Below are 11,652 nucleotides of genomic sequence, written 5' to 3'. Positions count from 1 at the left end.
CGTCCTCACGGAACTCGCGCGGATAGGGCTTGGGCATGATGACATCCTCCCAGCGGCACCCTCAGGCACCACAGATCAGGTGTCACCTATTCGTTCAGCAGACCCAAATCCCTGTTCAGGGAGTGAAGTTTCGGTATTTTAACTGGAGTTTTGGTGGACCTGAGGGGACTCGAACCCCTGACCCCCTGCATGCAGTTCGCGTGCGGGCCGGCATCGCGACGCGCGTCACGTCGGCTTCCGCGATCATCCCGTCAGGCGACCTGAACTCGCTCATCTCCGACGACATACTCAATGGCGAGGCCGCCGCCGACGGCTTCAAGGTAGCTGCGAATGGTCCCGATCTTCGCGCTCTCGAGGTCGCCGTGTTCGATCTTGGACACCTGGCGCTGTCCGACGCCGATCCGCTCCGCAAGTTGGGCCTGCGTCAGGCCCGCCTGCTCGCGCAGTTCACGCAGACGATAGGCGCGAACCTCGGCGAGCATCCGCTCCTTGTGTGCGTCGACGCGCCCCCGATCCACGGGATGGTCGGCGACGAACTCCTTCAAAGACATTGCCATCTCGGTCACTCCTCTCTCAATCTGCGGATGTGCTGGTCGAAAAGGTCGTCGGCCAACGGAATGTTCTTCTTGTACCAGCGGGTCCAGTTCCCAGCTTTGTCGCCCGCGATGAGCATGATCGCCGATCGCTTCGAGTCGAAGGCGAAGAGCACGCGCAGTTCTGAACGACCCGTAGAGCCCGGACGAAGCTCTTTCATATTCTTGTGACGGGATGCCACGACCGTGTCAACGATCGGTCGCCCCAGTTGAGGACCACGTTCCTCCAGGAGTTCGATCGCCGCGACGACTTGCTCCCGAGAGCCCTGATCCAACGATGCGAGCCAGCCAGCGATCAGCTCGATGTCGACGCTCCACACGTCCAAAGTCTAGACCATGCAGGGTCTAGATGCACGAGCGCGAACTCATCAGTGACGGACTGGTCGAGCCGGGTTTCCGCGCCTGCCGGGGCTTGATCTGGCAGTCAAGTCAATTCGGTGACTTCTCGATGACGGGTTCAAATCGGAGTGGCTGCGCCACCCTCGGCGTCGGTTGACTTTCCGCGGCTCGCCCACGATGCGCCGAGGATTTGAACCTGCGACCCCTTGCCGCCGGTTCGAAACCTGCGCGCGGGTCTGCCGTGGTGCGGCGCACCGCCTCGTAACGTAGCCGCCTCAGTCGTCGGCACCGCGCATTTCGCGTCGCTGATCTCCACTGAGGAGTTCGATCCGTCCACGAACGATCTCCCGGTGCGTGTCGAGATCGCCAAGATGCGACAGCGCCGCGTCGGCTTCCGAGACCACCATCGGGTTCGAGTTGATGACGCCCTCGCCGACCGCGAAGTCCAGGAGCATCTCGATCACCCCGCGCGAGGAGGCGACGACCTTCTCCGACTAAACGCTCTGACTGGAAAGGCGCTGTTCAATCCGCTCCGCGGTGAGCTCGCGGATCTTGAACTTTCCGAAGGTCGGCTGGAGCTGCGTTCGAACGACGCGCTCACATCGTGCATGCGTGGACCAGCTCACATCCGAGTCCCACTGCAGGTCGCCGAGCCACATGTACGCGAGTTCGTCGAAGGGGTCGTCCGGCGTGAGATATCGCCACGCGTCGAGCTCCGAGAACCGAAGTCGCTCGGCGATTCGGTGTTGCAGGGATGCGCGCGCGTCTGACGCTGTACTTGCGGTGGCGGTCATCCATTGGAGTTCTCCATCCCACAGCCGCACCCGTGCACTGGCACGGACGTGACCGCTTGCGACGGTGCGGGTGGTGATCTCGCCGTGAGTGCCCCATTCGAGGGGCGGTCGTCCTGTGCGCATGATGCACCTTCCTTGTCTGTCAGGATCCGAGGACTTCGTCGAGGATGTCGATCGTGATGGGGTCGACTTCGACGGCGGAGACGACGTAGCTCGCGCGCGTAATCTGCTCGTTCGCGTGCCCGAGCAGACGTGAGGCGCGCGTGATGCCCGCCGCCCGCTCGACGAGAGTCGCCGTCGTCCGTCGATAGAGGTGCGTCGTGAACTCGTCGACGTCGACCCCCAGTGCCCTCAGCTCCGCCGTGTTGTCTTCGACGAAGGTGCGCAGCAGTCGCTCGTAGTTGCTCACGCTCATCGGTCGGCCCGTCTTCGTCGGGAAGAGGAACGCGTCCTCCCCCGGCCCTGCGAGCACGAGCCGACTGCGTACGGCGGCGGCAGCCAGAGCCGGCAACGCGATACGTCGACGCTGCCGCGCACGCTTGGGAGCATTCTTGCGGTACAGCCCTTGCTTCTTGGTGCTCACGATCGTTCCGTCGACGAGCACTGTGGGCGGTGAGGTGGTCATATCGACGTCCTTGCGGCGCAGACCGATGCACTCCCCCACGCGTGCCGAGGTGCCGAGCATGATGTCCATGCCGTCGATAAGTGCCCGGTAGTTCGGGCGCGGTCCTGGTCCACCGGTCGCCCGCCACCGGTGCATGAGATCCCGGATCGCGGCGACCTGCTCCGGCGACAGCACGGAGGTCTTCTTCTCTGGCATCGGCAGCCGCTGCACGTCACGGACGGGATTGCGCGGGATCGCGTCATCCCGCACCGCATAGCCGCAGATCAACCCCAGCACGGCACGAGCCTTGCGGGCCTTCGAAAGCGAACCCTCGCGCATGATGCTCTGAATGATCCGGTCGCACCGCCCGACCGTGAGCTGGTCGAGCGTGACGGCGCCGCACACCGGCTTCAGCACCAGTCGCACCGCGGACTGGTAGGACTCGAGCGTCGAGTGCGCGAGGCTTCCGGCATCCGCGCGCGCGTTCGCCTGCACGAGCCACGCGTCGGCGGCCTCGGCGATCGTGCTGGCACCGGTGAGCGCTCCGGCACCGCGCGACGTCAGCGAAGCCGCCAGCCGTCGAAGCTCGGCGCGCGCGTCCTCTTCGGTGTCGCCCGTGGCCTTCAGCTGCCGGAGCTCACCGGCATCGTCGCGCATGCGAGCACGAGCGCGAACGCGGCCCCCAGCGAGTCTCGTGATCTGAACGGCACCGATCTCGCCCGCTTGGATCCGCGGCCTAGGCATGCCGCTGCTCCCGCGCCCAGGCGAAGACCTCGGAGAGGTCGTAGCGGACGTGCCGGCCGAGCTTCATGTACGGTGGGCCGACGTGGTTGAGGCGCCAGTCCTCGAGCGTTCGCTCGGGCACCTTGATGATGTCGGCGATCTCCGCCTGCGTCTTGAAGTCCGGCGGTGCGATGCCGGAAGTGCCGATGTCCATGCACATCAGGTGCGCCGGCATCCTCCGTGGACACCCGTACGGGACGCCACGAGCCCGTCGAGATCGGGACACCCACCCGGCGCACGGATGCGCGGGACGGTTTTTGGTCCCGTTTCTGGTCCCGACCCCTGTCAGACAGGTCGAGAAGCCTCTAAACGAGGGTGGCTTCTGATGCGGAATCCTGCGAAAAACAGTGCTGGGGTACCTGGACTCGAACCAAGAACAACTGAACCAGAATCAGCCGTGTTGCCAATTACACCATACCCCAAGGGCGTCCGGCCGAAGCCGTACCGAGGGTCTAGCTTACCCGACAGCTCGGGAGCGGCCAAACCGGACGCCGCACCATGGCGTGTCGCGTCAGGAGAGCTCCTCCACGAGCGCCACGAGGCGGCGGATGGACTCGGCCTTGCCGAGCAGCTCCATCGACTCGAACAGGGGCGGCGAGACGCGGCGGCCGGAGATCGCGACGCGCGGCGGACCGTACGCGACGCGCGGCTTGAGGCCCAGGCCGTCGATCAGGGCGGCGGACAGGGCCGCCTGGATCGCCTCGGTCTGGAAGCCCTCCTCGGGCACCTCCTCGAGCGCCGACGCACAGGCCTTCAGCACCTCGACGGCGTTCTCGGGCAGCCCGGCGCGCGCGTCCTCGTCATAGGTGACGTACTCGGCGAACAGGAACCCGAGCAGACCCGGGGCGTCGCCGAGGAGCGGCAGGCGCTCCTGGATCAGCGGGGCCGCCTTGGAGATCAGCTCGCGCTCCGCGTCGGTGGGCGTCTCCCCCACCACGCCCGCCTTCACGAGGTAGGGCGTGATGCGCTCGGCGAAGTCCGCCGGCTCGAGCATCCGGATGTGGTCGCCGTTGATCGACTCGGCCTTCTTCTGGTCGAAGCGGGCCGGGTTCGGGTTGACGTCGGCGATGTCGAACGCCGCGATGAACTCGTCGAGCGAGAACACGTCGCGGTCCGGGCCGATCGACCAGCCCAGCAGCGCCAGGTAGTTCAGCAGGCCCTCGTGGATGAAGCCCTTCTCGCGCTGCAGGAACAGGTCGGCGCGCGGGTCGCGCTTCGACAGCTTCTTGGTGCCGTCGCCGAGCACGAGCGGCATGTGCCCGAAGCGCGGGATGAAGCTGGTCACGCCCGCGTCGATCAGCGCGCGGTAGAGCACGAGCTGGCGGGCGGTCGAGGGCATCAGGTCCTCGCCGCGCAGCACGTGCGTGATGCCCATGAGCGCGTCGTCCACGGGGTTCACGAACGTGTACAGCGGCACGCCGTTGGGACGGACGATGACGAAGTCCGGGAACGACCCGGCCGGGAACGTGATCTCGCCGCGGATCAGGTCGACGAACGTGAGGTCCTCGTCGTCCGGCACGCGCAGGCGCAGCGCGGGCTGGCGGCCCTCCGCGCGGAAGGCGGCCTTCTGCTCCTCGGTGAGGTCGCGGTCGAAGTTGTCGTAGCCGAGCTGCTTCGCGCGGCCGTTGGCCTCGTTGCGCGCGTCGATCTCCTCGGCGGTCGAGAAGCTCTCGTACACGGCGCCGCTCGCGATCAGCTTGTCGAGCACCTCGCGGTAGATGTCGTGCCGCTGCGACTGGCGGTACGGCGCGTGCGGGCCGCCGACCTCGACGCCCTCGTCCCAGTCGATGTGCAGCCAGCGGAGCGCGTCGAGCAGCTGCTGGTAGCTCTCCTCGCTGTCGCGCGCGGCATCCGTGTCCTCGATGCGGAACACGAGCTTGCCGCCGTGGTGGCGCGCGTAGGCCCAGTTGAACAGGGCGGTGCGGATCAGGCCGACGTGCGGCAGTCCCGTGGGCGAGGGGCAGAAGCGCACGCGGACGTCGGCGCCGGTGGCCGTCGTGGTGCGGGGATCGGGTGCAGAAGACATCGCCCACCAGTCTAGTTCCGGCGCGCCGCCCCGCCCGCGCGGCCGCGGACCCGGGTCAGCGCCGCCCGAGCGGCGACAGCAGCGTGGTCGCGGCGACCACCCCGAGCGCGAACAGCGCCAGCGCGCCGTAGCCGAGCCAGTCGAGCACGAGCCCCGCGAGCACGGCGCCCACGGCGGCCGATGCGGTCATCGCGGTGTCGCTGACCCCCTGCCGCTTCGGGCGCAGGGCGACGGGCGTGCTCTCGGTGAGGAGGGACGCTCCGGCGACGGTCGAGGCGCTCCATCCGAGCCCGAGCAGGACGAGCGCCACGACGACCGCCGCCTGCACGTCGGACCACACGGCGGCGGTGAGCAGCGACGCGGCGAACAGCCCCTGCCCGATCAGCACGGTCTGTACGCGGCCGAGTCGGTCGGCGAGCGCGCCGAACAGCGGCGAGGCCCCGTACATCCCGAGCACGTGCAGCGCGATCGTCGTGCCGACGAGCAACGTGACGTCCGTGGTCGCCGCGCCGTGGCCGATGTGCGCGAGGTGCGACAGGTGCACGGGGGTCATGGCCATGACCGAGGCCATGACGACGTGCGAGGCCGCGGTCGCGAACACCGCGTACCGCGCCGCGATCGGGCGGTCGACCTCGGCCGCCACCGGCCCGGCCGAGACGGCGGCCCGCGCGATCCGCTGCGCGACGCGCAGCGGATCGGGCCGCAGGGCGACCAGGTACAGGATGAGCGCCGCGAGCTGCGCGACGATCGAGAACAGATAGGCCCCGGTGAGGCGCGGCATGCCGATCACCCCGCCGAGCATCTCCCCCGGCGTCAGCATCAAGGGCCCGAGGACGCCGCCTACCGTCGTTGCCCTCACCACCGTGCCGAGGTCCCGGCCGCGGCGGGCCGGCGCGGCGAGGTCGGTGGCGGCGAACCGCGACTGGAGGTTGCCGGCGTTGCCGGCGCCGATCAGGACGACGCCGACCAGCAGCAGCGGGAAGATCCGCATCGCCGCGGCCGTGATCACGGTCGCGATGCCGATCAGGGCGAACACGTTCCGAGCGTCAAGGCGAAGCGGCGCCCGCGCGCCCCCGCAAGCCGGGCGAGCGGGATGGCGCACAGCGCCGCCCCGAGCGTGACCGACGCGGTCGCGAAGCCCGAGAGCGACTCGTCGCCGGAGAGATCGGCCGCGAGCAGCGCTCCCAGCGAGATCGTGGCGCCGAACGCGACGCCGCCGAGCACCTGCCCGGCGGCGAGGACGCGCACGGTGCGCGCCTGGATCCCGGCGACCTCGTCGGTCGTCAGCTCCTCGGTGTCGGCGCGCTCGACCACCGTCAGGCGGCCAGGGCGTCGCGGGCGGTGTTGCGGAGCACGCCGAGGCCGGGGATCTCGACCTCGATCGTGTCGCCCGCCTGGAACGGCCCGACGCCCGCCGGCGTGCCGGTCAGCAGCACGTCGCCGGGCAGCAGCGTGAACGCCGCCGACGCGTACTCGATCAGGAACGGGATGTCGAAGATCATGTCGGTGAACGGCGCGCGCTGCCTCTCCTCGCCGTTGAGCCGCGTGATGACCTCGCCCTGCGTGTAGTCGAAGTCGGTCTCGATCGCCGGCCCGAGCGGGCAGAACGTGTCGAAGCCCTTGGCGCGCGCCCACTGGCCATCCGGCTTCTGCAGGTCGCGGGCCGTGACGTCGTTCGCAATCGTGTACCCGAACACGTAATCGAGCGCGTCCGCGGCCTTGACGTTCTTGGCGATCCGGCCGATCACGACGGCGAGCTCGCCCTCCCACTGCGTGTCCTGCGTCTGCACCGGGCGCACGATCGCGTCGCCCGGGCCGATCACCGAGGTGTTCGGCTTGAAGAACAGCATCGGCTGCTTCGGCACCTCGTTGCCGAGCTCTGCGGCGTGGTCGCGGTAGTTGCGGCCGACGCACACGACCTTCGAGCGCGGGATCACGGGCGCGAGCAGCGCGGCGTCGCCGAGCGGCACCCGCTCGCCGGTCGTCTCGTACCCCGCGAACATCGGATCGCCCGCCAGGACGACGAGCTCGGTGCCGTCCAGGATGCCGAAGCGGATGGTGTCGTTGTGGCTGAACCGCGCGATCTTCACCGCTTCAGCCTAGCCACGGGTCTCAGGCGTCGAGGCGGTAGAGCCAGCCCTTCGTGTCCTCGCGGCGGCCGTACTGGATGTCCGTGAGCTCCTGGCGCAGCGACAGCGCGAGCTCGCCGACCGGCTGCTCGTCCTCGAAGCCCTCGCCCTTCAGCAGGCCGATCGGGGTGATGACGGCCGCCGTGCCGCACGCGAACACCTCGGTGATGTCGCCCGACGCGACGCCGTCGCGCCACTCGGCGAGCGACACGGGGCGCTGCTCGACCGTCAGGCCGCGGTCGCGCGCCAGCTCGAGGATCGAGTTGCGCGTGATGCCGTCGAGAATGCTGTCCGAGGCGGGCGTCACGAGCGTGCCGTCCTTCTTCACGAACAGGATGTTCATGCCGCCGAGCTCCTCGATGTTGCCGTCGGAGTCGAGGAACACCACCTGGTCGCAGCCCTGACCGTAGGCCTCGGCCTGCGGCAGCAGGCTGGCGGCGTAGTTGCCGCCCGTCTTGGCCGCGCCGGTGCCGCCCTTGGCGGCGCGCTGGTACTTCTCCGAGAGCCAGATCTTCACGGGCTTCACGCCACCCGGGAAGTACGAGCCCGCCGGGCTGGCGATCACGTAGTACGCGACCTTGTGCGCCGGGCGCACGCCCAGGAACGCCTCCTTCGCGAACATGAAGGGCCGCAGGTACAGGCTCTGGTCCTCGCCCGACGGCACCCACGCGCCGTCGACCGCGATCAGCTCGCGAAGCGACTGCAGGAAGTGCTCGACCGGCAGCTCGGGCAGCGCCAGGCGGCGCGCGCTGCGCTGCAGCCGGAGCGCGTTCTGGTCGGGCCGGAACGTATAGACGGCGCCGTCGGCGTGGCGGTACGCCTTGATGCCCTCGAAGATCTCCTGGCCGTAGTGCAGGACGGCCGCGGCCGGGTCCAGGCTGATGGGTCCGTACGGCTGCACGCGCGGGCGGTGCCATCCGCCCTTGGCCGACCAGCAGATGTCGACCATGTGATCCGTGAAGTGCGTGCCGAAGCCGGGATCCTTCAGGATCTCCTCGCGCTGGGCCGAGGACTTCGCGGCCAGGTTCTTCGTGACCGCGAACTCGAGCGGCGCGACGCCGGCGTCGGTCTGAGCGGTGGTCGTGGTGGTGTCGGTCATCACTGGTCCTGTCTCCGGGGCTCGGCCCCAGGTTACGCCCGCAGCCGGGCGGCGATGGCGTCGCCGATCTGCGTCGTCGTGCGTGGCGAGCCGTCTCGCTCGCTGATGTCGTCTTCGATCGCGCGCGTGACGCGATCCGCCTCTTCGCGAAGCCCGAGGTGGTCGAGCAGCAGGGCGATGGATCCGATGGCGGCCGTGGGGTCCGCCTTGCCCGTGCCGGCGATGTCCGGCGCCGAGCCGTGGACGGGCTCGAACATCGACGGGAACGCGCCGCTCGGGTTGATGTTCCCCGACGCGGCGAGGCCGATTCCGCCGGTGACGGCGCCGGCCAGGTCGGTGAGGATGTCGCCGAAGAGGTTGTCGGTGACGATGACGTCGAAGCGCCCGGGGTTCGTGACCAGGAAGATGGTGGCCGCGTCGACGTGCAGATAGTCTACGGCGACCTCGGGATGGCCAATCGCCACCTCCTGGACCGTGCGCTGCCACAGCGAGCCGGCGTTCACGAGCACGTTCGTCTTGTGCACGAGCGTCAGCCTCTTGGAGCGGCGCTCCGCGAGCTCGAACGCGTAGCGCACCACGCGCTCGACGCCGTACGCCGTGTTGACGCTGGTCTCGTTCGCGACCTCGTGCGGGGTGCCCTTGCGGATCGACCCGCCGTTGCCGACGTAGGGTCCCTCCGTGCCCTCGCGCACCACGACGAAGTCGATGTCGCCGGGGTCGGCGAGGGGCCCCGGCTGACCGGGGTAGAGCTTCGAGGGGCGCAGGTTCACGTAGTGGTCGAGCTCGAAGCGCAGCTTCAGCAGCAGCCCCCGCTCGATGTTCGCGTCCTTCAGGCGCGGGTCGCCGGGGACGCCGCCCACCGCGCCGAGCAGGATGGCGTCGTGGGCCTTGATCGCGTCGAGGTCCTCGTCGGTCAGGGTGTCGCCGGTCTCGAGGTACCGACCGGCGCCGAGCGAGAACCGGGTCTTCTCGAACGAGACGCCGGATCCGGCGGTGACGGCGTCGAGCGCCTTCTCGGCCTCGGCGACGACCTCCGGACCGATCCCGTCGCCGGGGATGACGGCCAGCTTCACGACACGCGACATTGCTCTCCTTCTGGATCCGCCGCGGCCGGCGCGGTCAGGGTCGCGCGGCTCCTCGGCGTCCTCCCAGCGTAATGGCGGCGATGACCCCGCTCAGCACGACCAGGGCCGCGCCGATCAGCGACGTCACCGCGACGCCGCCGTCGAACGCGTCCGCCGCGGCCGCGCGCAGCGCGCCCCCGACCTCTCCCCCGAGCTCGTCGGCGGCGTTCATGGCGCCCGCGAGCGTCTCGCGCGCGTGCGCGGCGAGCCCATCCGGGACCCCGGCGGGCACGACGAGGCTCGACCGGTACCCGGCGGTCAGGATGCCGCCCAGGATCGAGGTGCCCAGCACCGCACCCAGCTCATACGCCGTTTCGGACACGGCGCTGGCCGCCCCGGCCTTCGCGGCGGGCGCGTTGGCGAGGATGAGCTCGCCCGACACGGTCTCGGTGGCGCCGATGCCCGCGCCGAGCAGCGCGAACGCGACCACGATGAGCCACAGGTCGTGCGCGCCCGCGAGCGCGACGATCAGGTACCCGGCCAGTGCGAGCATCAGGCTCGCGGGCACGACGATCGACGCCGGATGCCGGCGCGCGATCGGCGTCACCGCGAGACCGCCCAGGATCGACAGCGCCATGCCCGGCACGAGCGCGAAGCCGGCGGCCATGGGACTCAGGCCCACGCTCAGCTGCAGGTGCTGCGACGCGAAGTACAGGAAGCCGACCAGCGCGATCACGCTGCACAGGTTGACCAGCAGCGAGCCCGAGAACGCCGGGCGGTGGAACAGGGTCAGGTCGAGCATGGGCGCGTCCATCGCCCGCTGGCGCCGCACGAACAGCCACGCGAACAGCGCGCCGACCGCGATGGGCGCGGCGCCGATCGCGCCGTGGACCGCGACCTCCTTGATGCCGTACGCGATGGGCGCGAGCGCGAGCATCGACAGCACGATGCTCGCGCCGTCGACGGGGCCCGGATGCGGATCGCGGCTCTCGCGCACGAACACCGGCGCGAGCACCAGGAGCAGGACGAGCACGGGGACGGCGAGCAGGAACACGCTCTGCCACGGCAGGTGCTCGATCAGGAAGCCGCCGACGATCGGGCCGAGCGCGGCCCCGGCCGAGAACATGCCCGCCCAGATCGCGACGGCGATCCGGCGCTGGTCGCGGTCGGGGAAGATGTCGCGCAGCAGCGACATGGTCGACGGCATGAGCGACGCGCCGAACAGGCCCATGGCGGCGCGCGCGGCGATCAGCCATCCGGCGGTCGGCGCGAACACGGCGAGGACCGACACGACCGTGAAGCCCACCGCGCCGAACAGCAGCATGCGCCGCCGCCCGAGCCGGTCGCCGAGCGATCCCATCGTGACCAGGAGGCCCGCGAGCACCAGCGAGTAGGCGTCGATGATCCAGAGCTGCTCGGCGCTGGACGGCTCGAGATCGCGCGCGATCGCGGGCAGCGCGAAGTTCAGGATCGTGTTGTCGACCGACACCAGCAGCACGGGGAGCATGAGCACCGCCAGCGCGACCCACCCGCGCCAGTCCGTTCGCTGAGCCGTGCCTGTCGACGTCGTCGCCGTGATGGTCATGCCGATCCGCTCCTCGCGCTTTCTATACCGTCCAGATGGTACAGTAATGGCGCACGCTGAGCACCGACTGGGCATGAGAGGGTGGACCGCATGAGCCGTCCCCCGCACGCCCGCGAGAAGGTGCTCGACGCCTTCGAGCGCCTGCTGATCACCGAGGGCGAGCGCGCGGCGACGCTCGAGAGCGTGGCGCGCGAGGCCGGGGTCTCGAAGGGCGGCCTGCTCTACCACTTCGGGTCGCGCGAGGCGCTCGAGGAGGGCATGTACGCGCGGCTCCGCATGCTCGCGGCCGAGGACGTCGAGGCGGTGCGCACGGCGCCCGAGGGACCGATCTCGTACTTCCTGTCGACGTCGGGCGACGTGGGGCTGCCCCTCGACCGCGCGATCACGGCGGTCGGCCGCCTCGCGCACGGCGGCAACGCCGCCGCGGCCGCCGAGCTGGCGGCCGTGCGCGCGAGCTGGGGCGAGGCGCTGCGCCCGCACGTGCGCGACGACGCCGCGCTCGACCTCGTGATGCTCGTCAGCGACGGGATCTACGTCAACTCGGCCCTCATGAACGACCTGCCGGGCCCCGTGCCGCGCGGCGAGGCGCTCGCGGCGCTCATCCGGCTCGTCGAGACCGCCGCGCGCGACTGACGC

Annotated in this window: 12 protein-coding genes, 1 tRNA gene and 1 pseudogene; 1 reads left to right on the top strand and 13 read right to left on the bottom strand. The window is 69.8% G+C overall.

Annotated elements, in window-relative coordinates; all coding sequences use genetic code 11:
• Window positions 1–251: 251 nt before the first annotated feature.
• The 13 genes and pseudogenes from ASD19_RS09980 to ASD19_RS09920 all read right to left on the bottom strand — a co-directional run bounded on the left by ASD19_RS09980 (window position 252) and on the right by ASD19_RS09920 (window position 11,016).
• Window positions 252–557, bottom strand: coding sequence for a helix-turn-helix domain-containing protein (locus ASD19_RS09980; RefSeq protein ID WP_055991973.1), 306 nt, complete (start codon window positions 555–557; stop codon window positions 252–254).
• Window positions 558–562: 5 nt separating this feature from the next.
• Entirely contained in the window at window positions 563–913 is a 351-nt protein-coding gene (locus ASD19_RS09975; RefSeq protein WP_055991970.1) for a type II toxin-antitoxin system RelE/ParE family toxin, read from the bottom strand.
• Between the two features lie 294 nt (window positions 914–1,207).
• A complete protein-coding gene (locus ASD19_RS09970; RefSeq protein ID WP_055991967.1) occupies window positions 1,208–1,396 on the bottom strand; it encodes a hypothetical protein in 189 nt (62 codons plus the stop codon).
• Between the two features lie 30 nt (window positions 1,397–1,426).
• The gene (locus tag ASD19_RS09965; protein WP_055991964.1) at window positions 1,427–1,726 is read right to left on the bottom strand and encodes a hypothetical protein; all 300 of its coding nucleotides are present in this window, start codon (window positions 1,724–1,726) and stop codon (window positions 1,427–1,429) included.
• 142 nt (window positions 1,727–1,868) lie between these two features.
• On the bottom strand, window positions 1,869–2,987 hold the full coding sequence (locus ASD19_RS09960; RefSeq protein WP_235563019.1) for a tyrosine-type recombinase/integrase: 1,119 nt from the start codon (window positions 2,985–2,987) through the stop codon (window positions 1,869–1,871).
• Window positions 2,988–3,066: 79 nt separating this feature from the next.
• Complete coding sequence (locus ASD19_RS09955) at window positions 3,067–3,267, bottom strand: helix-turn-helix domain-containing protein (RefSeq protein WP_055991958.1); 201 nt, start codon at window positions 3,265–3,267, stop codon at window positions 3,067–3,069.
• A gap of 196 nt (window positions 3,268–3,463) precedes the next feature.
• A tRNA-Gln gene (locus ASD19_RS09950) sits at window positions 3,464–3,535 on the bottom strand.
• An 89-nt stretch (window positions 3,536–3,624) separates the two neighbouring features.
• A complete protein-coding gene (gene gltX, locus ASD19_RS09945; protein ID WP_055991955.1) occupies window positions 3,625–5,139 on the bottom strand; it encodes a glutamate--tRNA ligase in 1,515 nt (504 codons plus the stop codon).
• Between the two features lie 55 nt (window positions 5,140–5,194).
• Window positions 5,195–6,426: pseudogene (locus tag ASD19_RS09940) on the bottom strand (MFS transporter).
• Between the two features lie 29 nt (window positions 6,427–6,455).
• A complete protein-coding gene (locus ASD19_RS09935; RefSeq protein WP_055991953.1) occupies window positions 6,456–7,229 on the bottom strand; it encodes a fumarylacetoacetate hydrolase family protein in 774 nt (257 codons plus the stop codon).
• Window positions 7,230–7,251: 22 nt separating this feature from the next.
• On the bottom strand, window positions 7,252–8,367 hold the full coding sequence (locus ASD19_RS09930) for a branched-chain amino acid aminotransferase (protein WP_055992028.1): 1,116 nt from the start codon (window positions 8,365–8,367) through the stop codon (window positions 7,252–7,254).
• 32 nt (window positions 8,368–8,399) lie between these two features.
• On the bottom strand, window positions 8,400–9,452 hold the full coding sequence (locus ASD19_RS09925; protein WP_055991950.1) for a 3-isopropylmalate dehydrogenase: 1,053 nt from the start codon (window positions 9,450–9,452) through the stop codon (window positions 8,400–8,402).
• A gap of 34 nt (window positions 9,453–9,486) precedes the next feature.
• Window positions 9,487–11,016 (bottom strand): MFS transporter, encoded by a 1,530-nt coding sequence (locus ASD19_RS09920; RefSeq protein ID WP_055991947.1) that lies wholly within the window; start codon window positions 11,014–11,016, stop codon window positions 9,487–9,489.
• Between the two features lie 90 nt (window positions 11,017–11,106).
• On the opposite strand from ASD19_RS09920, the gene ASD19_RS09915 reads away from it, so the two are divergent.
• Window positions 11,107–11,649: a TetR/AcrR family transcriptional regulator gene (locus ASD19_RS09915; protein ID WP_055991945.1), complete on the top strand. Its 543-nt coding sequence runs from the start codon at window positions 11,107–11,109 to the stop codon at window positions 11,647–11,649.
• Window positions 11,650–11,652 lie beyond the last annotated feature (3 nt).

Origin of the sequence: Microbacterium sp. Root53 (genome assembly GCF_001426925.1) — a bacterium.
Lineage (GTDB): Bacteria > Actinomycetota > Actinomycetes > Actinomycetales > Microbacteriaceae > Microbacterium.
The sequence above is the reverse complement of the archived record's forward strand: the minus strand, read 5'-3'. Positions and strand labels throughout refer to the sequence as shown.

Excerpts from the sequence above, each read along its gene's own strand:
- gltX (WP_055991955.1), bottom strand. The coding sequence starts at position 5,139 with ATGTCTTCTGCACCCGATCCCCGCACCACGACGGCCACCGGCGCCGAC.
- ASD19_RS09955 (WP_055991958.1), bottom strand. The coding sequence starts at position 3,267 with ATGGACATCGGCACTTCCGGCATCGCACCGCCGGACTTCAAGACGCAG.
- ASD19_RS09930 (WP_055992028.1), bottom strand. The coding sequence starts at position 8,367 with ATGACCGACACCACCACGACCACCGCTCAGACCGACGCCGGCGTCGCG.
- ASD19_RS09980 (WP_055991973.1), bottom strand. The coding sequence starts at position 557 with ATGGCAATGTCTTTGAAGGAGTTCGTCGCCGACCATCCCGTGGATCGG.
- ASD19_RS09965 (WP_055991964.1), bottom strand. The coding sequence starts at position 1,726 with ATGACCGCCACCGCAAGTACAGCGTCAGACGCGCGCGCATCCCTGCAA.
- ASD19_RS09925 (WP_055991950.1), bottom strand. The coding sequence starts at position 9,452 with ATGTCGCGTGTCGTGAAGCTGGCCGTCATCCCCGGCGACGGGATCGGT.
- ASD19_RS09920 (WP_055991947.1), bottom strand. The coding sequence starts at position 11,016 with ATGACCATCACGGCGACGACGTCGACAGGCACGGCTCAGCGAACGGAC.
- ASD19_RS09960 (WP_235563019.1), bottom strand. The coding sequence starts at position 2,987 with ATGCGCGACGATGCCGGTGAGCTCCGGCAGCTGAAGGCCACGGGCGAC.
- ASD19_RS09915 (WP_055991945.1), top strand. The coding sequence starts at position 11,107 with ATGAGCCGTCCCCCGCACGCCCGCGAGAAGGTGCTCGACGCCTTCGAG.